The organism is Deinococcus sp. Arct2-2, assembly GCF_004801315.1.
GTDB lineage: Bacteria > Deinococcota > Deinococci > Deinococcales > Deinococcaceae > Deinococcus.
In genome coordinates this window covers 88,531-109,549 of sequence record NZ_SSNW01000007.1, presented here as the reverse complement: position 1 = coordinate 109,549, position 21,019 = coordinate 88,531, and the positions used below count along the sequence as shown (strand labels likewise).

Annotated in this window: 13 protein-coding genes; 5 read left to right on the top strand and 8 right to left on the bottom strand. The window is 60.8% G+C overall.

The annotated features are described in order from the left end of the window. The first annotated feature begins 3 nt into the window (after positions 1-3). Complete coding sequence (csm4, locus tag E7T06_RS05325) at positions 4-1,098, top strand: type III-A CRISPR-associated RAMP protein Csm4 (protein WP_168733380.1); 1,095 nt, start codon at positions 4-6, stop codon at positions 1,096-1,098. Continuing rightward, a complete protein-coding gene (gene csm5, locus E7T06_RS05320; RefSeq protein ID WP_136364793.1) occupies positions 1,095-2,420 on the top strand; it encodes a type III-A CRISPR-associated RAMP protein Csm5 in 1,326 nt (441 codons plus the stop codon). The genes csm4 and csm5 overlap by 4 nt, the downstream gene beginning before the upstream one ends. Positions 2,421-2,488: 68 nt before the next feature. On the opposite strand, the gene E7T06_RS05315 is transcribed toward csm5, so the two are convergent. Both E7T06_RS05315 and E7T06_RS05310 read right to left on the bottom strand, forming a co-directional pair. Beyond that, positions 2,489-4,204, bottom strand: coding sequence for a nuclease-related domain-containing DEAD/DEAH box helicase (locus E7T06_RS05315; protein ID WP_136364792.1), 1,716 nt, complete (start codon positions 4,202-4,204; stop codon positions 2,489-2,491). Positions 4,205-6,162: 1,958 nt separating this feature from the next. Next, entirely contained in the window at positions 6,163-6,390 is a 228-nt protein-coding gene (locus E7T06_RS05310) for a hypothetical protein (RefSeq protein ID WP_168733379.1), read from the bottom strand. A gap of 571 nt (positions 6,391-6,961) precedes the next feature. Between E7T06_RS05310 and E7T06_RS05305 the strand changes: the two genes are divergently transcribed. From E7T06_RS05305 to cas6, 3 genes are all read left to right on the top strand, one after another. Continuing rightward, complete coding sequence (locus E7T06_RS05305; protein WP_136364790.1) at positions 6,962-7,834, top strand: transposase; 873 nt, start codon at positions 6,962-6,964, stop codon at positions 7,832-7,834. Between the two features lie 221 nt (positions 7,835-8,055). Then, positions 8,056-9,435, top strand: a complete 1,380-nt coding sequence (locus E7T06_RS05300; protein ID WP_136364789.1) for a hypothetical protein — start codon at positions 8,056-8,058, stop codon at positions 9,433-9,435. Continuing rightward, complete coding sequence (gene cas6, locus E7T06_RS05295) at positions 9,436-10,275, top strand: CRISPR system precrRNA processing endoribonuclease RAMP protein Cas6 (protein ID WP_136364788.1); 840 nt, start codon at positions 9,436-9,438, stop codon at positions 10,273-10,275. Positions 10,276-10,356: 81 nt separating this feature from the next. On the opposite strand, the gene E7T06_RS05290 is transcribed toward cas6, so the two are convergent. The 6 genes from E7T06_RS05290 to E7T06_RS05265 form a co-directional block, all read right to left on the bottom strand. Then, positions 10,357-11,097, bottom strand: a complete 741-nt coding sequence (locus tag E7T06_RS05290) for a SprT family zinc-dependent metalloprotease (protein ID WP_205750815.1) — start codon at positions 11,095-11,097, stop codon at positions 10,357-10,359. Further along, complete coding sequence (locus E7T06_RS05285; RefSeq protein WP_136364787.1) at positions 11,097-14,168, bottom strand: HsdR family type I site-specific deoxyribonuclease; 3,072 nt, start codon at positions 14,166-14,168, stop codon at positions 11,097-11,099. The genes E7T06_RS05290 and E7T06_RS05285 overlap by 1 nt, the downstream gene beginning before the upstream one ends. 1 nt (position 14,169) lies before the next feature. Next, positions 14,170-15,552: a Fic family protein gene (locus tag E7T06_RS05280; protein WP_136364786.1), complete on the bottom strand. Its 1,383-nt coding sequence runs from the start codon at positions 15,550-15,552 to the stop codon at positions 14,170-14,172. Beyond that, complete coding sequence (locus E7T06_RS05275) at positions 15,549-16,754, bottom strand: restriction endonuclease subunit S (protein WP_136364785.1); 1,206 nt, start codon at positions 16,752-16,754, stop codon at positions 15,549-15,551. Before E7T06_RS05275 ends, E7T06_RS05280 begins: the two co-directional genes overlap by 4 nt. Next, the gene (locus tag E7T06_RS05270) at positions 16,751-19,171 is read right to left on the bottom strand and encodes an N-6 DNA methylase (protein ID WP_136364784.1); all 2,421 of its coding nucleotides are present in this window, start codon (positions 19,169-19,171) and stop codon (positions 16,751-16,753) included. The genes E7T06_RS05275 and E7T06_RS05270 overlap by 4 nt, the downstream gene beginning before the upstream one ends. A 1,158-nt stretch (positions 19,172-20,329) precedes the next feature. Then, the gene (locus tag E7T06_RS05265; RefSeq protein WP_136364783.1) at positions 20,330-20,716 is read right to left on the bottom strand and encodes a hypothetical protein; all 387 of its coding nucleotides are present in this window, start codon (positions 20,714-20,716) and stop codon (positions 20,330-20,332) included. Positions 20,717-21,019 lie beyond the last annotated feature (303 nt).

The following is a 21,019-nucleotide window of genomic DNA, read 5'->3' as shown; positions in this document are numbered from 1 at the left end:
GGGGTGGGACACCACGACTTGGTCGTTCTGACGTTCCGTGATCCCCTGCGCGGGCGAGACCTGCGCCCCGGCCACCTGCCCAGTGATCTGCTGTGGGGCGCGCTCTACGCGGCCGATGTCCGGTTGCAGGGCACGCCCCTGCCCACCGACAATCCTTACCGGGTCAGCAGCGCTTTCCCGTTTGTGGGGGGCGAGTGGCTGCTGCCCAAGCCCCGCGCCAGTGCCCATCAAGGCACAGGAGACCGCGGGAGCGAGCCCAGTGACAAGAAAGCCGTCAAGCGACTGGAGTTCGTGAACCTCAGTGATTTTGTGACCCTCAGCAGTGGACAACGGCTGAGTCCTGAACGGCTCCAGGCGGCGGCGGCCCGTCAACGGCGCGCGCTGCTGCCCGTGAGTGCCGAGACTCTCCCACTCACCGTGACGCCGGAGCATCTGGCCCGGTCGTTAAGAGGCACCAAGCACGCTGGACGATCGGCCCAGTGGGCAGGCGAACAGTACGCGGCCCAAGAAAAAGACCTGACGCCCACCGAACGGCTGCACCTGAGTCGGGAAGCTCGGGGACGCAGCGTCACCGGGCAGGCCGAGCGTCAGCGCAACACCCAAGACCGGATCACCCAATCCACCACTACCTTTCTGACGGCGCAGGTGATGCCGCCCCGGTTGGCGTTCCTGCTGGAAACATCCGATGAGGGACAACGCACCCGGTTGATTGCGGCCCTGCGCCTGTTGACCGATTCCGGCCTGGGCGGGATGCGGACGCAGGGCAGTGGGCAGTTTGCCTTCGAGCTTCAACCTCTCTCCACTGAGCTTAAACAGCGCCTGGGGCAGGGTGGCCCACAGGTGTTGCTGGGGTTGGCCCGGCCCAGTGCCGACGAAGCCGAGCAGATCGATCAGGCCGAACAGGCCAGCTATACCCTGGTGCGCCGCGACGGATTTCTGGACGGCACTCCGCTCCAGCGGCAGGACGTGTGGCTGTTGGCAGAAGGAAGCCTGGTACCCGCGCCCCTAAACGGCACCTTGGCCGATGTCTCTCCACCGGGGCATCCTCACCCGGTGTGGCGCAGTGGGCTTGCGGTGAGTCTAGGGGTGGGCGGATGACCCGGGACATCTTGAAGTTTGAGATCCGGGTCAAGCCGCTGTCGCCGGTTCACATTGGCGCGGGCAAGGACTTCTTAGAGCGCGGGGCCTATCACCTGTACAGAGAGGGACAGGCGTATCGATTGGCCCTCCTCAAAGTCCGGCCTCTGGCAGAGCGCCTGCTTGATCAGGGCCGTCTGATTACAGCCATCCAAGAGTACAGGACGTTGGGCAACTACCCAGAATCCATCGCTCGTGAAATCGAAGGCGGAAAGTTGGCCTCGCGCCGGATGGGAGTTCACCCCGGAGCCTGGGCCCACCTGCGCGACACCGGGCAAAATGGTGGCTTGAAACCTACAATCGCCCTCGCCAACGGCCTGCCCTACCTTCCGGGCAGCAGCGTCAAGGGGGCCATCCGAACGATGTGGCTGGATTGGCAGACGCAGCGCAAGGGAGCGTATGCCCGGTTTCTGAGTGGCGTCCAAGCCGCTGACAGGCGAGGACGTGACCGGGCCGACGACACCTTGATGGAGCGCAAGCAGATTGCCGAGACGCTGCAAGGCGCTTCCGGGCGCATGCAACCCCAGAACCGCGACCTGTTCCGGGCCGTGCAGGTCAGCGACCTGATGCCTGACCGAGACCAGAACCTGACCCGGGTGCAAGCCGTCTTGTCGATGTCCTACCAGCCGGACAGCCATGCCCGCGCCAGCAACGGAGGGCGGGCAGGCGCGCAGGCGTGGGAATGTCTGAATCCAGAGGCAGGCGCAACCTACACGGGCACCGTAACGATTGATCTTGCGCTGCTGCGCCGGATGCGTAGCGGTGACGTGGACGTCCAGAATCTGGTCAAAGGGCTGGGAGAAGCCTCAGCGTGGATCGACGCGCTGGCAGGCTACGGAGAGCGTGTCTACGGGACTGAAAAGCTCCATTACGACATGCTGGCCGATCTCCCAAAGCAGGGCAGCACGGGCATCAAGCTGTGGAACGAGCAGCAGGGTCTGGTATTGGATTGGGTGATGGCCGACGCCCAGGAGAAGGCTGCCGAACACCTGCTCCCCCTGGGGATGGGCACGGGCCTCTTGGCCCACAGCCTGCTGGGGGTGCTGGCTCCCGAAGGTGAGAGTGACATCGCCTTTTTGGGAGACGAGGCTGGGAGGGGTCAGACCCTGATGAAAGAGGTGCTGGATACAGGCCTCAAGCGAGATCTCAATGCCTATGACAACCCTGAGTTCCCGGCCCCCAAATCCCGGCGGGTCACGGGGCAATTTGGTGGCAAATTGGCGAGTGAAATGAGCGCTGAACGGCCTCTAGGCTGGACGACAACGACGCTGACTCCAGTGTAAATTCTCCGATGCAGCAGGGCGCAGACTCGTAGCTGAGTTCTGCGCCCTGTTTGTTGTGTGGAAGAGCTTTACCCCGCCTGCAAGGCCAGTTCCCGTGCCCCTTGGCCGAAGCCCCGGAAGTGCCCGCAGAGATTCAGAATGGTCAGTGATCCCTGAGCACGGGTGATGGCGGTGTACGCAATCATGGCGTGTTGGGGCGACGCCTGACCCGGCATGTCCAGCACCGCCACAATGTGCCGCGCCTCCCAGCCCTTGAACGACTGGACGGTACACGCCTTGAGTCGGGCGTCGCCCATCCAGAAGGCGAACTTCTGGCGCTTGTCGTCCTGGTCTTCGGTAAAGACATGGTTGACGCGGATGCCTAGCGTTTCCAGCCGCTCCACGAATTCCAGCCCCAGTCGGTGGTCAGGGAGCAGCACGGCGATATCGGTAGGCTGCGCGCCCGCCCGGATCAGTTCGCGCACCCGTTCGACAGCCCCCAGCAAGGCGGTCTCGCGGCCAGCCTGATCCTGCCAGCGAAATTCGGGCGCACCGAGCGGCAGCATCGGCTGGTCGCTTTCGGCCATCAGACCTACTCCCGGCAAAAAGGCGGAGGCAAAGTCATTGGCCAGCCGCACCACCGTATCGTGGAGCCGCACGCTGGAGCGCAGTTCGCGCCAGCGCCCGAAACGGGCCGCACTCAGCCAGCCTGCGGGCCTGCCGTACACATTCTGCAAGTCGTCGCAGGCCGCCAGCAGTTGTCCGCCGTCTGTGACCAGTTCCATCAGCGCCTCACCCCAAGCGTCTTCCATGTCCTGTGCCTCGTCAATCAGCACGGCGTCATAGCGCACGCCCAGTAAGGTTGCGGCGCGGCGGATCAACTCGGCGGGATCGTCTCCGCATTCCTGCCAGGACAGGCCCGATTCATTGGACAAGTCCCGCGCGAGGCCATGAAAATGGTTGAACACCACGTTGCCCAGCGCTGCCGCGCCCCCGGCCCGCCGCACGCCGTCGCGCAGCAGGTGCCAGAGGGTGATGTTGAAGCTGACCACCAACACGCGCCCCCCCGCTAAGGCCACCCGCGCGGCCCGTGCCGCCAGCACCAGACTTTTGCCGCTGCCCGCTACGCCGCGCACCCGCATAAACCCGGCCTTCGGTTGGGCAATGTTCTCTTGCGCCCGGCAGAGGCGCAGGGGAGCCACCTGCTCCAGCGCGTGCGCCGGGGGATTGAGCCACGCCCGCAGCAGCGGTGCGAACTGCTCTGGCACGCGGCCCTCCCCCCCCAGCCACCGTAGGGCCGCGCCAGGGGTCAGGCTGTCGTGGCCCAGTTGCCACACCGCCCCGTGTACCCGACCTGCCGTGAGCTGCCGCACCTGTGCCTGTGTGGCTTGGTGAAAATACACGCCCACCCGTACCATGCCCAGCGCCCCCCACCCCTGCTCGCGTACCAGTGCGCCCACTTCAGGCACCAGAAAGCGCAGCACATTCTCGCGGTAATGGTCGGCCTTGCCAAACGGATTGGCAATCCGGGCCTCGCCGCCCGCACTGCGTACCCGCCAGCGCCCCTCACCCTGCGGCCAGCGGTACAGGTCAAGGTTCCAGTCCTTCACTTCCAGAATCAAGGCCCCACGTGTGGGATGCAGCGCCACCACATCAGGCCGCGTCCCGTTCAGAAAAGGCTGGAGGTACACTTCCCACTCTGGCCCCAAGTCGCGCTCTAGGTACGCGGCCAGATGCGCTTCGCCCGCCGTCAGCGGCGTCGCCAACGCCTTCAGTTGTGTCCAGCCAGGAATCAGAGTTGCCATAGTTCAGATATGTCTTGCCCCCTGCCAAAGCGGAAACAAGCCGGATGGCTTACCAAAGCGGAACGAAAGTAAGGATGATGCAGATGAGAGGCCCGGACACTGTGTGGATGGGCAGAAACCTCTATACAATTCGGCTTGCTTCTCATATTCGTTCCGCTATGCGCCCAGTCGGTCAAAAGAAGGGATGTGACTCTCATCCAGGGAAGATGAGTCGATACTCGGAAGACTCTTATCTCAGTGAGGCGGAAAATGCCGCGGAAAACGACGTTGCGAGGCAGTAGAGTTGCGCTTGAGGTTGCCCCGTAAAGGGATTGAAGCCCGTCGAAGTCCCCGCCACCCTGCTCCCATACGCCCTGGTTGCACCTGAAGTTGCCCCATGAGGGGATTGAAACATGAACGCGCGCGCCTGAATGTAGGTGTCCTCTCCGGTTGCGATTGAGATTGCCCCGTGAGGGGATTGAAACACTTATCCAAGCTGGGGGCTGATACGAATGTCATAGAAGTTGCAAATGAATTTACTCCGTGAGAGGATTGAAATGCGGTATCACGGGGGGCAGACTTGCCCGGTGCGCTTGTTGCAAATGAAGTTGCCCCGTAAGGGGATTGAAACCTGAAATCTTGATCGTTGGCGATGCGGTCTAAGGTTGCAAATGAAGTTGCCCCGTGAGGGAATTGAAACACTGGTACAGGCCGGGAAGTGTATACCATGCCATCGTTGTAGCTGAGATTGCCCCGTGAGGGGATTGAAACCAGAAGGGCTTATCGCCATTCATGCCGTTGTACTGAGTTGCAAATGACGTTGCCCCGTGAGGGGATTGAAGACCGCTTCCCAGGGTAAAAGTGGCGTAGCTGATCCCCCAGTTGCCATTGAGGTTGCCCCGTGAGGGGATTAAAACATGAGTTTCCCCGCTCTGAAGTCGAGCATGCCGATTTCGTTGCAAATGAAGTTGCCCCATCAGGGGGTTGAAACAAGATTAGGCGGTTCTTACGTCCTACGATGAAGTGGTTGCACTTGAGGTTGCCCCGTGAGGGGATTGAAACGTGTCATACGCGTTCCCGCCCACTTCGAAGGTGAAGTGCTGCACTTGAGGTTGCCCCGTGAGGGGATTTCCCACTTCCCACCTCGTGCATTCGGTGGGCCACGGCCTGCGCCACCACACCGCAGCCTTCTCGGCCCAACCGTACTTCACCGCCGCGCGAAATGGCTCCATGACATCCAGCGCCAGCGCAGGCCGCCGCCCATGCGAAACGTGCGACTGAATCTCCTTGCGGAGCAATCTTCCCTTTTGGATGATGTTCGACTTTGATTTCGGTTTGCAATCCCCTCACGGGGTAACCTCAAGTGCAACGCGGGCGTGGGCGGGGTGCTGGGGCCGCGTGTGACGGAGTTTCAATCCCCTCACGGGGCAACCTCAGGTGCAACCTGTAACCACCACCTCGAAGGAATCCTGATGGACAAGTTTCAATTCCCTTACGGGGCAACTTCAGGCACAATACCGAACCCGGGCCATGTTCTGTCACGTCGGCCAGCGGCTCCAACCCCCTCACGGGGCATTCAGGTGCAACAGCGGAAGCAAATGCATAATGCTCCCCACTGAGCACGTTTCAATCCCCTCATGGGGCGACTTCACGTGCAACGACGTCGAGCCCATGGCGCAGCTGTACAAAATCACATTTCAATCCCCTCACGGGGCAACCTCAATTGCAATCTGAATTCATGCGGGTGAATGTTAACCGTGCGGAACACCTGTTTCAATCCCCTCACGGGGCAACTTCATTTACAGCTAGCTGACCAAGCGGGTATCCTAGAAGTTTTGCCTGAACTGTTTCAATCCCCTTACGGGGCAACTTTATTTGCAACTTCGCTACTCCAACATCCTCGTTGGTAAGGGTAGTTTGTTCCAATCCCCTCACGGGGCAAATTCATTTGCAACGTAAGAACAAGCTGTTCGCTACCCCTATTCCTTTCGAGTTTCAATCCCCTCACGAGGCAAGTTCATTTGTAACTTCAATTCACCTAGTTTAATGATTTCTTCTTCGCCCGTTTTAATCCCCTCACAGGGCAATTTCATTTGCAGCTTGTGTGTGCTGGCAGTCTGATAGTGGCGTGCTTGCCGTGTTTCAATCCCCTCCCGGGGCAAGTTCATTTGCGAAATGTTCAAAGTTACGATACGGGTGGTCGACACAATGTTTCAATCCCCTCACGGGGCAAGTTCATTTGTAACACGCGGGCCGTGCAGAAGAGCGTAGCCGGGAAATGGGCGTTTCAATCCCCTATCAGGGCAAGTTCATTTGCAACATGCTCAATAACCCCATCACCGTCGCATTGATCGCCATGTTTCAATCCCCTCCCGGGGCAAGTTCATTTGCAACTCTATCGCTTCAAAAGGTCGTTGTCCACGGCCTTCCCAGCCCTAAAAATGTAAGAGTCTTCCTGATCGCCTAACACAAAGTATGAGAAAGCGTCCCCGGTGGGGGACACTTTCTGTTCGTGACAACCGAAAATGCCACCGGGGACGCTCCCCGACTCTACCAAGCTGTCCTCGATCATCTCCAGACGAGCCTTTGGAACGACATCCGCAACGCGCGGACTCTCGCCTGGATGACCACTGGCCTGCTGCTTCCCAGCGCAGCACCCTCCCGGCCTGGCTGCCGCACATCCACTCCAGCGCCACCTTCGCCCAGAGCACCGAACGTCGATTTCGTCGGTGGCTGGAGAATCCAGCCATCGACCCCACTCGCATTTACGGTCCACTCGTGACCCGTGCCCTGCGGGATTGGGGCGAACATACCCTGATTCTGGCCCTGGACACCAGCGTCCTCTTTGAAAAGTTCTGCCTGATCCGTGTCTCTGTTCTGTTTCGGGGACGAGCGGTGCCGCTCGTCTCCCGGGTTCTCGAACACCAGAGCGCCCAGGTCAGCACGGCTCAACTGCTCCCCGTTTTGGCCGAAGTCAAGGGGATGCTCGATTTCCTGGGCCTGCACGAGGTCCGCCTGCTGGCGGATCGAGGATTCTGCAATACGGAACAAATGGCGTGGCTCCAGGTCTGTGGCTGGCATGACCGCATACGCATCAAATCCAGCCTGATCCTCGCCGCCCCGGATGGGCAGCGGTTGTGCAAGGTCAATGAGGTGCAACTCTCGCCCAGGGAGACTCGCTGCTTTCACAACGTCACGCTCACCCGGCGGCACTTTGGTCCGCTTCATGTCGCTCTGGGCCGTCCGTCGGACGGCCCAGAGCAGTGGCAGGTCGTGAGTGATGAGCCAACCAGCATCAAGACGTTCACCGAGTATGGCGAGCGCTTCCAGATTGAAGAAGGCTTTCTGGACGAGAAAAGCGGCCTGTTCAGGCTGGAGAATTCCAAGCTGCGAGACGCCGCCAGCCTGGAACGGCTGATTCTGGTGCTGGCGGTGGCGACCTTGCTGCTCGTGTCTGAAGTAATTCAGATGGTGCAGAGTGGGGATCGACGTGTCGTCGATCCCCACTGGCGACGGGCACTGAGCTCTCTCAAGATCGGTCTTCGGACTGTTCAGTACGCCTTGAGCCGAGGTCAGGCGGTCTTCACCCGCCTGACCCTGAGCCACTCAGCGGAAGGAGACGCCCTCACGTCGCGCCACAAACAACACTGACAGTCGGCTGGCAGCTTATTTTTCGTCCGCCCTCATAAAATCTGTCAGGCTGTCAGGAGTCATATCTCTCGTTTTTGCCGTCTCAGCGCACTGCGGAAAAAAATGAAACCGAGGCGGCAGCGTATATACGTTTTTGCTCACCCAGACAACATCCATCGCTCTCATCTGCATAGTCCTTGGTTTCGTTCCGCTTTGCTAAGTTGCGGGCCATACTGAAACTGATGACACCGACCAACGCAGAAGCAGCGGGCAACAGCAACACGACGTTTTTTACAGTGGTTGGCAGTCAAGACCCACAGCCCACACCGGGCGGCACGCAGGGGCCCGGGCTGGATTTGCTGGAGGCGCTGCTGGCGGCGGGTGAGCGTCCGACAGAGGTGTTGGTGGTCTGGACTCCCGGCGAACCCAATCGGTCTTGGGAAGGCGGCTACGATGCCCAGCAAGCGGCTTTTGTCGCGGCGGTGAAGGAACGGCTGCCACAGGCCAAGGTCACGCCCGTGCCGCTGCGGGTGCGGCCCAATGCAGCGGCAGAAGTGTTGCCAGTCCTGGCGCAGGCGCTCGAACGGTTCCGGCATGGGGGGCGGCTGCATGTCAACACGTCCAGCGGCACGCCTCAAATGCTGGAGGCACTGAAGGTCTTGCGCGGCACCGGCTGGTTTGCGGGCGGCCAGGTCACGCTGTGGCAAATAGACCGCCCCGAACACCGTCAGACAGGCCAGCCTTTTCACCGCGAAGCCACCACGCCTTTTTTGGAAGAAACCCTGCGGCTGGACGCGGCGTTTTCGGCGCTCCGCCGATTCGATTTTGCGGGGGCTGAAGATGCGTTCCGCACGTTGGCGGCGGGAAGCTTAGAACTGCCTGCCCGTCAGCAGGCGGTGGCGGCCTTGGCCGATGTCGCGCAGGCCCTCTGGTGGCTGGACGCGCGTGATTTTGGCGAGGCACAGGGCGTGCTCGCCGACTTGACCCTGCATGTGCCGCCGCTGGTGCCGCTGCGAACCCTCCTGGCAAGCGGGGCCGCGCATGATGCCGACGCCCTGATCTGGCTGACTTGGAGCCGCTATGACCGGGCTGCCTCACAAAACCGGGTTGCGGACGCCCTCATCTGGGCCGTCACGCTGCACGAGCTCCTGGTCATCAAGTTGGCGGAACATCACGGGCTGCCCGATTCAGAAAAATCCTTGCGCCCACGTGATTTGGCGGCGGGCCTCTTCGAGCGGTTGGCCCAGGAAGTGCCCGACCTCTTGGCGAGCAGCGGCAAGGAACTCAAGTTCATGGGACTCAAGGAGAAGTTGCAACTGCTGCGTGCCCCGGCGCTGGGCGTTCCCGATGTCGATGTCTTTGATGCAGGCGATCCCCGGCGTGCGGCTCCCCATCCTGCACTGGCACAGGTTCGGAGCTGGCGGAACAGGGTGGTTCATCAGGGCTCCACGCCCAAAGACATGAATTTGGATGTGCTGGACAAGGTGGTGCGAGACCTGCTTGCAGCATTCCCTTTTCAAGCCGCCTGGGCCAAAGCGTGGGTAGCAGACCCCGATGCTGCGCCCGTCTCTGCCGCCGCCATCTCACGCCTCACGGGCGAGCTTCAGGCGTGGGTAGGCTGAGTGCCCGCCCTCTTGGAAGTCACGCTGCATACGCCCCATGCGCGGCCCACCGGGCTGTTGGGTGTGCCCTTGCACGGATTGATCTTCAGCGCGTTGGAAGCGGTCAGCCCCGCACTCTCGGCTCAGATTCACGCAGCCCAAGTCAAGCCCTTCCGCATCGCCCAGAGCTGGTGGGAAGAGGGCGAGGGCCTCCACCGGGTCACCTTCCAGTTGGGCGTCTTGGACGACAGTCTCATTGATCCAATGCTCGCCGCTTTGGCTGAGGGCACCGAGCACGGTGATCCCGAAGCCACCCTACGGGGCGTAGTGGTTGATCTGCAGGTGCTGGCGCAAGAAAGTTACGAAGCGCTGTACAGCCGCCATGCCCAGAGCGTCACTGGGCGGCAGCTGTCCCTGCGCTTTCTGACCCCGACGACCTTCCGGGTCACCGACCTGGAGCTGCCGTTTCCCACGCCCAAAACAGTCTTCGCGGGCCTCCAGGTTCGCTGGGAGCATTTTTGCGACCTGCACTTTGGCCCCGATCTCAACGATTGGGTCAGCCGGGCCGTGCGGGTACAGGATTTTCGTCTGCGCTCCCGCACGGTGTATTTCAAGGGCATGCGCGGCAATGCCATGAGTGCCTGTGTGGGCGACGTGGACTACAGCATTACCCGGCCCGGAGATGCTGAACCAACCTTCGTGCGCCTCTTGGCGGATTACGCCAACTACGCGGGCGTCGGGTATAAGACGACGTTCGGACTGGGTCACGTCGAAGCCGCAGGCTGGCGAGACTCTGCCTTGGAGGCAACGGGTGACGCTGTAGGAGCTGTAGGAATCGGCGAACAAGACGTCAGTGTATAGGCCCGCCGGATGTATCTCCGATGTAGGAAACGGCACCTCTCCGGAAACGCGCCCCGACTCTACCAAGCGGATGCAGCTGGTTCACTGCTGGACGGCCTGTCCCCACGTTTCAGTCCGCAGGGGCAAGTCGTTAAGCTCGGCGCGGGCCTCCCGCCACCGGGGATAGTGCTGATCCAGCAGCCTGACAAACTGCTCGCCGTGGGTGGGCTCAAGCAGATGAACCAGCTCGTGCACGACGACGTATTCCAGAAGATCTTTGGGTTTTTTGACCAGTTCGGTGTTGAGGCGGATGTGCTGGGCCTGGTGGTTGCAACTGCCCCAACGGGTTTTCATGCGCTGTAGAAAATAGCGCTGCACCCGAACGCCCAACACGCTCGACCAGGTGGCAATCAGCGCCGTGACCTCCGCATGCAGCAGGGCTTTGTGCCAGTCATGCATCACCTGGGCGCGCTGTGCCAAAGTGGTTCCCGGCCTCACCGTCAGGGTCAGGTACTTGTGCTCCAGGGTAACGTCTGGTTTCCGATCCTCCTCACGCACCCGCAGCAGGTAACGCCGCCCCCAGACGAAATGGCTCTCCCGGGTGACGAAGGTTCGGGGCGTTTCGCGCTCCTGCGCCCGCAGGGCGCCTTGCTGCCGCTCAATCCAGCGCAGGCGCGAGATGGCGTAGGCGCGGGCCACGTCTTCCCGCGTTCCCCTGGGGGCCACCAGCGTCACGCGGCCGTCCGGCGGGTGGACGCTCAGGTGAACGTTCTTGACGTCCTTGCGCACCAGCTGAATGTGCAGCTCACCAACCGTGATGACCGATTCCAGAGGACTCCTCATCAATAGGCGTCCTGATGTTTGATCAGATCGAAGAGGGCCTGCGTGGCGGCCCGGTCTCGGCTCAGCAGGGGGTACAGGGCATTGAGCACCTGTTTCTCACGGGTCTCGTCGCCCCGCCAGTCGGCTGGAGCGGACTGGCGCACGACGCCGTCGAGTTGCAGGGCCAGGTCAGCGCGGGCCTGATCCTCCACCGGAGCCAGGAACTTCCCGTCCTGAGGAAGGCTGGCGAGGTGGCCGTACAGGATGGTGGCTTCGCGCTTGCCGTGCAGCGTGGCTGGAACGCCCGCCTGTCCCCGGCCCTGGGCGAGGCGGCGGATCAGTTCCTCGGTCTCACGCAGAAACGCCTCGTAGAGCAGGGTGCCTTCCTCCCGCGCTTTGATCAGGTCGTCCAGCAGCGTCGACATGTCCTCGTAGAAGCGCGGATCTGTCAACTGGTCACGGATGATCGTCTTGCGGACGTTGTTGATGATGGTCTCCGCCACGGCCCGGTTCGAGAGCTTGCCGCCGCGGTTGATCTGCCCGGCGATTACGTCGTGGATGCCCGTTTCGACGATGGCTTCCATCAGCGAGAGGCCGCTCAGCTGTCCGATGTCCTGGGCCAGATCCGCATGCACATAGGTGTTGATCAGGTGACGCATCCCCTGCTCATAGGGCTTGACGTCGAGCTCCTCGCCGGACGCCCGTTTCACGGCGGCACGCACTTCGGCCATCGAGGTGCTGCGCCCCTGCCAGTCCTGCTGCTCGGTGACGCTGTACCCAAAGTCGCCCAAGTTGGCCGCCACATCGCCAAAGGCGCGCAGGAAGGCCGCACTGGATTTGTAGAAGCTGATGCGCAGGGGCTCGGTGTCCCTCAGGTCGCCCGGCTTCGTCGCGTCTCCACAGAAATACGCGATGAAATGCTCGATCGCCCTTCCACCGACGGGTTCGCATAGGTACTGCAGCTCCTGCCAGGTGCGTTCCAGCTGGGCGCGTCCTTCCTCGCGCCAGTCCCGCAGGTGGGGATTGCCCGTCTCGCCGGTCTCGTCCACGTCCAGTTCACCCGAGGTGTACACCGCGATCGCCTGCTGCACGTCTTGGAAGAGTTCCTTGTAGTCGACGATGTAGCCGTATTCCTTGTCCTCCGTGTCCAGGCGGTTGGTGCGGCAAATGGCCTGGAAGAGGTTGTGGTCGCGCAGCTCCTGATCGAGGTAGAGATACGTGCAAGACGGCGCGTCGAAGCCGGTCAGCAGCTTGCTCACGACAATCAGCAGCTTGCAGTTGTTCGGTTCCTCGATGAAGCGCCGTTTCATCTCCTCCTCGTACTGGGCCGTGGACTGCCCGGGCTGGAGAACGTCGCGCGTGTAGGTGTCGAACTTGTAGCGCTCGTCACTCCCCAAGGGTTCACGCGAGACGGCGTTGTGGTTGGGTTCGTACGACGTGATGAGGGCGAAGCGCCCGTACAGGTCGGTTTCTCGGAACAGCCGGTAGTAGTGGCAGGCATCGTAGATGGAGGCTGCCACCAGCATCGCCGTGCCCCGGTCACCACTGAGGCGGGGCTGCACGGTGAAATCCTTGACGATGTCCGCCACGATCTTGGCCTTGCGCTCGCCGGAACTCATCAGCTTTTCCAGATTCGCCCAGCTCCGGCGGAGCACGGCTTTCTGGTACGCGTTCAGATTCTGGGTCTTCCGGTCGAACCATTGGTTGACCGCTTCAGGAGAACTCAGGCGCTGCGGCACGTCCCGCGCCTCGTATTTCAGGTCGAGCACCACCCGGTCACGCACCGCTTCGTCGAACTTGTAGGTGTGGATGTGGGTGCCGAACACCTCACGGGTGGTCTGCCGATCCTTACGCAGGAGCGGCGTTCCCGTGAAGCCGACGAAAATCGCGTCCGGGAACCAGCGCTTCATCTGCCGGTTCATGTCGCCGCCCTGCGTGCGGTGGCATTCATCCACGAACACGTAAAACTTCCCCGTGACCCGGGGAACGTCACCGTGCAGGTCACTGGGATCGATCTTGTGCAGCAGCGCGCACATCACCCGCTGCTCGGGGCGGGCGAGCTTCTCCAGAAGTTCACGCCGGGAGGTGATGCGCGGTGACGGCGTCTCCTTCGTGATTACCCCCGTATTTCTCAGCACGCCGGCGATCTGCTTGTCCAGTTCGTCGCGGTCGGTCACGATCAGGATGCGGGCGTCCGGCTCATGTTCGAGCAGCCACTTGGCCAGCAGCACCATCAGGATGCTCTTGCCGCTGCCCTGCGTGTGCCAGATCACGCCCCCCTCGTGCCGCCGGGTACGCTCCTGCGCCGCCTTGACCGCCTCGTACTGGTGCTGACGCGGCACTTTCTTCAGGCCCGCATCGAAAATGACGAAATTGCGCGCCAGATCGAGGAACCGTTCCTGATCCAGCATCTCGCTGAGGGGCACGTCAAGCAGGTATCCTTCCCGCACTTCGGGGGTAGGGCAGCCCGCCAGCCCTTTCCAACGCACGAAGAACGGCTCCGGCGTCCCCACGGTGCCGTAGTGCAGCCCCTGCGAATCGTTCCCGGCCAGCACTAACTGAACGGTGCTAAAAAAGCCTTTGTTGAAGATCGCCTCCTGATTGGTGATCAGTTGTCGGACGCCGTCGGCGACCTCAACAGAACCGCGCTTGAGCTCAATGACGGCCAGCGCCAGCCCGTTGACGTACACCACCAGGTCTGGGCGGCGCTGATGCCCGGCGCCCTTCAAGGTGACTTCCTCGGCCACCGCGAAATCGTTGCGCTCGGGGTGCTCCCAGTCGATTAGGTGGACCGTTTCGTGCGGTTGCCCGGCTTCCACCTGCACCGGAACGCCGTATCTCAGGAGGCTGTAGGTGCGCAGGTTCGCCTGATACAGCGTCACGCCTGTACTGTCAGCCTCCGCCAGCAGTTTCTGTACCGCTTGCGTGATGTGCGCGCCGGAATATCCCCGGGCAGAAAGGTTGTCGCGCAGGAAGGTTTCTTCGATGCCCCGGTTGTTCTCGCGCGTGTGCCAGTCTCCGAGGTAGCGGTAGCCCAACGACTTCAACAGGCTGAGCACACGTTTCTGGGTTCGGATTTCAGGCCGGGTCATCTCAGGCTTCTCCTCGGGGTTGGGCCAATGCCGCCTGCCCTTTTGCGGTCAGGCGGTACTGCTGCAGGCGGCTGGTGGGAGTGTCCGGCCGGGTCATCTCGATCAATCCAGCTTCCAGGGCAGGCAGCAGGTACGTTTTGCGGAAGTGCTCGGCGTTTTTCAGCTTCAGGGCCTGTTGCAGCTCCTGCCGGGTCAGGGGCGCCGTCAGGGCACGGAGCAGCGCGACTTCCATGGTGACTTCCGTGGTGACTTCCGTGGTGTCTGGTGATGCTTCCAGCAGCCCGAATTCCACCCAGAACTCGGTGGCGTCCACTGTCCATCGTGGTTCTGGGCTCCCTGCTTCCCGGCAGGCCTGCCGAATCCGCTCGATGCCGCGTCCCCAGGATTCGATCTGCCCAGCACGGAAGAAGGTGTTGGCGACGTCCGGGTTATGTGGAATGGAGGCGTGCTTGCCCAGCAACTTCTCCACCGTCCAGCCGGGCGGCAACTGGCCGGGATTGAAGATCAGCAGCCGATCTGGGTAGACGCTGATTTGAACGGGCACGCTGCTGGCGTAGTCCTTGTGAACTAGGGCGTTCAGCACAGCCTCGCGCAGGGCGGCTTCCGGCACCTGCAAGGTCTCTAGGCGTTGGAGGCCCCGATAACTGATCAGGGCCCTCAGGTACTTCGCTTTAAGGACGTCTACCACCTGCTGCACTTGGATGAGCAGCGGCCCACGCACTTCATCTTGAAACCGTAGGTCGGCGTCATTCTCACCGAAGGCCCCAAGTTTCACGAAAGCGCCGCCGATAAAGGCTTCTGGGTCAGGATGGAACAGCAGCACCGCTGCACGCTTCAGGTACGTGCCGTCCAGTAGCCGTAGGCGTTCGAGCAAGTCCGCGTCTGGTTCCCCCAACCAGTCGGCTTCGATGCGCCCGCTGCGCCCGGCCAGCTTGCGGAAGCGTTCCAGCGCCGAACGGCTCAGGTCAGGAGAGGCCACCCTCGGCACGGGCACGGCGTCCCAGTGCCGTCCCTGCATCCTCAGCAGAAAAGCATCCAGGGCCGCGCCGCTCAGTTCCTGCGTGGTGCTGCCACTGCGGACGTAGTACTTGCCCCGGAAGGTGACAGGATAGGGGGAAGCCTCCACATCAATCTCAATCAGGTCAAAGCCGTCCTCCTGGCGCAGGTGCACGGGCAGCACCAGTCCCAGCAGATTCCGGATCTTGTTGGGCAGGTCTTCAAGCAGCCGGGCCGAGTCGGTGACGCCGACGGCTCGGCCCGCGTCATTGCGGCCCACCACCAACGTGCCGCCCCCGCTGTTGGCAAAGGCGCACACCCACTTCAGGTACTCGTCCCGCCACGACTCTTTCCATTCCAGATGCTGAGACTCGGCGTTGCCCGTCATACCAGCCGCGTCCGACCCGTCAGGAGTTCTTGCATCATGCCCTGCTTGAGGCCGCGTGTTTTAGTGAGGCGCTCCGCTAGGGCGTCTATTTCCACATCCATGTCGGACAGAACGGCAGCAATAGCTTGCTGTTCGGAAAAGCCAGTAGGGATAAAGATAACAAAACTTTTGATTTGATCAGAATTAACTGCATTAAATGTAGAGCCTTGAGATGCAGACTCCCACTCTTTCTCGACACTGAGAAGCTTGTGATAGAGGAATTCCATAAAGATGGATATTGAACGAATAGCACAAATTCCACGCCCTAAAACTGCATCATTACTCGCGATTCCAATGCTACCAACAGGTGCCCTAACCGTCATTAATATGTCTGATTTGAAGGCTTTCTTGGTAACTTGTGTCGTCCAGATTCGCTCAATTGAACGACGCGCCCTTATATCGGCGTTACCTTGCAAAAGCGGTAGGCCCACAGGCTGAAGATAATAATTCTTTGAGCTTGGCGCTTGTCCCATAACAATTTCGGCGATTTCGCCTAGAGTCTTTTCTTCCCACTCCCCCATGAACCCTTCTAGCCGCTTCTTCCCACTCAGCAATTCCTGCATTGCAGCCTGCTTTAGCTGGCGCTTCTTAGTCAGCAACTCTTCTTGCGAACTGAGCAGCGCTTCCACATCAGCCAAAGCGGAGGCAATGGCGCGTTGTTCAGGTACTGGAATTTTAGGCAGAGGTAAAAGTCTTAATTTCTCCGCTGGTAAATGTGCGATGCTTGTTTGAGTTACGTAGTTAGAGAAGGCCCCTGTCATCGCCCAATAGCTGAAAAATTCCAGCATAAGCACAGAAGAATAATCATTTTTGGGGCGCAAACGATGTAATGCCTTTTGGTAATAGCACTCATCTATTTGCCCTTCCCATAGGGCAGCCCTTCCCACCTCGCCGCCCTCGCAAACCAGCAAGTCTCCCTTTTTTAGTTGATAACGTGCCATCTCGTTTTTGGAGATAGCAATGTGCGGCAGGTCATCCGATTCGATTTTCCTCCACTGCACATGACGATTGCCGATGTAAGGCTTTGGCGTACCGAAATTTTTGGCAGAATCCAGCATTTTACCGAGTTGAACCTCGAATTCTTGCCCCACCTCTGTAATATCCCAATCCTCCGGCATCACCCCCACCTCAGTCTGTTTGTATCTCGGCGGTACGGCACTCACGCCTGCACTCCCATGCGGGCCAAGTGTGCCTCTACACGTGCCTGCAACTCGCCCACCTGCTGCTCTAGCGCGGGCAGGGGCTTGGCATACCGCTCGGCCAGTTCACGCACACGGGTCGTCAAGCGCTGGGATACCCGGTCTTGCTCAGCGTGCAACTGGCGCTCTATTTCTGCCAACCACTTGTCGTCAATCACGAGGCGCTTTACATCTTCCTCGGTCAATTTGGCGTACTGAGTCAAGGCTTTCTGATCCAGTGCCTCGTCCAGATCGGCCACCTGCTTCTTCAGAGAGGCAATCTGGTTCTCCAGGGCCAGCCAGTGAGCGACCACCGTCAATTCCCCTTCCGTGTCGGCGCTGGTGGTCAGGCCGGGGCGCAGGCCCTTCACCTCTTTGGCGCTCACTTTGTCCAAGTCGGCAAAGATGCCTTCTTCGCCGCTGTGTTCCTCGGTCAGTTCGTCCTGCTCGCTGCGGGCGGCGTCCAGTTCAGCCTGCTTGGTGTCCAGCTCGGCCTGCTCGGTGGCAAAGAAGCGGGCGACGATGTACGCCTTGGGCAACAACTCGCACAGCCAGCCCTTGTCCTTGACCTTGACCTTGCCATTCCTGTCCTTGACCTCAATACGGGTCGGGGTGGCCACCCAGCCGTCGCCTGTGATCAGGTCGGCGTCGTCCTGCATGGCAGCCTGCCAGTAGGTCATCAGGGACTGGTACACGGCGTACGGATCCAGTAGCGGCGCAGCGCGGAAGGTGTCAAGTAGATCTTCGGCGACGCTCTCGATCAGTTCCTTGGGCACGTCGCCCACTTTCAGGTCACCCAGTGTGGGGCGGTTGCGGGCTGTCCAGTCAGCGAACAGGGTGTTGACCTTGTCCTGAAACGCCGTGAATTCAGTGTGTCCCAGAATGGTGCGTTTTAGATCCGCCAGTTCCGGGTTCAAAGAGCTGTACCCATCCCGAAGAGACGAGAAGAGGTCGCCGCGCAACCCCGGCATCACGGCCCAGTACTCGCTCAGGGCATCGATGTCGCGGTTAGGAATCCCGCCCTTCAGATGCCCCTGAAGGTCTTGGATGTCCTCTGGTTCACTGCTGTCGATATAGCGGGGCAGATTCAGGTTGTAGTCGTTGCGGGGGTCGGCAATCTCGCTGTGGGGCACCATGCGGGCATAGCGGGGCACAGCCTCGCCTTTGCGGAACGTGTCCACGATGCGGTGAACGTCCTGCTCCCGCAAGCGGTTTTTCGGGCCGTCCTTGGCAAAACCCTTGCTGGCGTCGACCATCATGATGCCGTGCCGGTTCTGAGCGTTTTCCTTGTCGAGCACCAAAATACAGGCGGGGATACCGGTGCCGTAGAACAGGTTGGCCGGCAGGCCGATGATGCCCTTGAGGATGCCGGACTCCACCAGTTTGCGCCGGATCACCGCCTCAGCGTTGCCCCGGAACAGCACGCCGTGCGGCAGGATGACCGCGCCCTTGCCCGTAGTTTTCAGGCTGCGGATGATGTGCAGTAGGTACGCGTAATCCCCCTGTTTGGCAGGTGGCTCGCCCCAGGCAAACCGCTGAAACTCGTCGCGCCCCAGCGTCAGGCCCGTGCTCCAGGCTTTGTCCGAGAAAGGCGGGTTGGCCACTACATAGTCGTAGGTGCGCAGGCCCTCGCCGTCCCTGAATTTCGGGTTGGTCAGCGTGTTCCCCGTCTGCACGCTGGCCGTGGAGAAGTCATGCAGGATCATGTTCATGCGGGCCAAGCCTGCCGTGCTGACGTCCTTCTCCTGACCTTCCAGGGTGACGTGCTTGCCCGCCTCCGCCGCCACTTTGAGCAGCAGCGAACCCGAGCCGCAGGTGGGGTCGTAGACGGTGGTGCTTGCTACCGAGTTCTTGGGTGAAATGCCGATGACTTTGGCGATGATGCGGCTGACTTCGCTGGGCGTGTAGAACTGGCCCTTGCTCTTGCCGCTCTCGGTCGCGAAGTGCCGCATCAGGTACTCGTAGGCGTCCCCCAAGAGATCATCGTGTTCCGCGCGGTTCTTCGAGAAGTCCAGCTCGGGCCGCTCGAAAATGGCGATCAGGTTGGTGAGTCTCCCCACCATCTCCTGCCCGGTGCCCAGCTTGTTCGGATCGTTGAAATCTGGAAAGTCGCTGCGCGCCAGCCGGTCGTTGTTCTCAATCAGCGGCTGAATGACGTCCTTATTGATGCGGTCCCCGATGTCGCTCTTGCCTTTCAGGGCGACCATGTCGCGGAAGCCTGCGCCCGGTGGAATCGTGACGGGGGGCGCAAAATCGTCGCTGTCGGCGTACTTGTCGGAGACGTACTTGATGAACAGCATGAACAGGACGTAGTCCTTGTACTGACTGGCGTCCATGCCGCCGCGCAGTTCGTCGCACGAAGCCCAGAGAGAGGAGTAAAGGTCGGACTTCTTAACAGCCATATACCGGGCATTCTGCCACGCCACCCCCTGAACCACAGGGCGAAATGGAGGCTATCAATGGCACAATGCTCGACTCCTTCAGATGACTGGTCAGCCTACAGACGCCCCACCTTTTGAGCGGGCCAGAAACGGTTCAAGAAGCCTATCCCAGAGGGAGGCGTGTCGGGAGCGCTTTTAGAACTCCGGCGTGAGAAACGGGAACAGTAAGGAGACTCCCTTCACCCGCTGGAACGCGGTGCTTAAACAATCTGATCCCCAAGGGGTTTTCACGTTCACGGCCCGTCTGGTCGGGGGGGGTGCAGCCCATTTGCTTCCGCGTTCGCTGCCGGTCTGACCTAGAGGGGACACCGTTGGCACACTCGGATCTTTACTGGAGAGAGTGCAGCTAGCGATATTCGGGTGAGCGGTCAAGGATCAGGAGAACGAGGAAGCTGGGGACGTCGGCAGGCTTCTTGATCGGGCTGGCCCGTCCACAGGAGTGTGCGCCCGAGGGCCACCACAGCGATCTTAGGCGGTTTTCCCTTGGCGCGGGGGTGCCGGTCAACGTCGCCCATCCGACTCTTCGGACGTTAATTGCCTCAGGCAGCGAGGGGGATGCTGTCTGCCCGACATAAGCAGGTTCAACCTTAAAAACGCGTCCACGTCACTGAATACTGCTGCCTGACTCGAAGGGTGCAGAGGCAGAAATCTGCATTCCCGCCTCCAGTAGGGCGGAACCATCCGTTTCTGCCAAGACACCTGCTGCACTGAGGAAGCCGTCACTGGGAGTCGGCATCAACAGCGGGAGAGGGGCACCCAGAGAGCCATCCGCTTTCACCAGCGCCTGCGCCAAGGGCTCGACCCGCGCGTTCCTGAATCAGGCCAAGGCGCATGAGGCCTGCGGCTCAATGATTCATGGCCTGCAGCCGATGCTGTTCGGCGTTCAGCGTCGCCAGCAGCTTCAATTCATGCAGCGCTCGACTGGGGGCCACCAGATTGTGGGTGACATGGTGGCGCCGTATTGGGCAATGGGCTCCGCGTCCACCGCCTCCAGTGTTCCCCGGCGCGACTTGGAGTGAGCAACCTACCAGATGCGTGCGGGGTTTTCCACACTCACCTGGCATCTCTGATGGTGGAGCTGCTACGCGCAGCTCTCCCAGTACACGCCGCCCGCTTGCATCACGACGCGCTATTCCGCAGAGCGAGCCTGGGAGGGTAGGAGTCGATATCGACGATATCGGCCATGTCCAACAGCGCGTCTATAAACCGGGGGGCGACGTCGTTACCCTCCAAAAACGAGCGCACGTCCGATGCGGAACCGCAGATCTCCACCGAGTACGTGTCCTGCTGGCCGTCCCAGAGTGTGCGCAACCACAAGCTGACGGCGAGCATGCCATCGCTGACGCGGTACAGCGTGATGGCCTCCGCGATGCCAACTCGGCCACTGTAGTCTGAGTGCCCGTTATCAAAACTGGTTTCGATCTGAGAGATCTCCTCACCCTGGAACGACAACGAGGCCTGTCCAGTGCGCTTGAGGATGTGGGTCTTGAGTGCGGATTTAGCCATAGTGCTCCTTGGTTCGGAAGCGGCGGCACCAGTCTGTGCAAACCGCCTCTGAACTGCCTATAGCGTAGTCAGCCGTCCAGTGCCGGGATAGTCCGAATTGCGTTACAGTTGCGTGACACCCTGCCGCCTGCCCCAGATCTGATCAGCTTCACTTGGCAGCGCTGGATATCAAGCTAAGATGACTCCAGTGCATTGGAATCATTCGAGCAGCGCGAGGACTAGAAAATACGGGGCTAAGGAGATGGACGAATATCCGGCGCTGTCCTGGATATTCGGGAACCAGATTAGTCCCGTATGACACCC

Bases quoted from the DNA above. Each gene is read 5' to 3' on its own strand.
- csm5 (WP_136364793.1), top strand. From the start codon at position 1,095: ATGACCCGGGACATCTTGAAGTTTGAGATCCGGGTCAAGCCGCTGTCG.
- E7T06_RS05315 (WP_136364792.1), bottom strand. From the start codon at position 4,204: ATGGCAACTCTGATTCCTGGCTGGACACAACTGAAGGCGTTGGCGACG.
- E7T06_RS05300 (WP_136364789.1), top strand. From the start codon at position 8,056: ATGACACCGACCAACGCAGAAGCAGCGGGCAACAGCAACACGACGTTT.
- E7T06_RS05290 (WP_205750815.1), bottom strand. From the start codon at position 11,097: ATGAGGAGTCCTCTGGAATCGGTCATCACGGTTGGTGAGCTGCACATT.
- E7T06_RS05285 (WP_136364787.1), bottom strand. From the start codon at position 14,168: ATGACCCGGCCTGAAATCCGAACCCAGAAACGTGTGCTCAGCCTGTTG.
- E7T06_RS05280 (WP_136364786.1), bottom strand. From the start codon at position 15,552: ATGACGGGCAACGCCGAGTCTCAGCATCTGGAATGGAAAGAGTCGTGG.
- E7T06_RS05270 (WP_136364784.1), bottom strand. From the start codon at position 19,171: ATGGCTGTTAAGAAGTCCGACCTTTACTCCTCTCTCTGGGCTTCGTGC.
- E7T06_RS05265 (WP_136364783.1), bottom strand. From the start codon at position 20,716: ATGGCTAAATCCGCACTCAAGACCCACATCCTCAAGCGCACTGGACAG.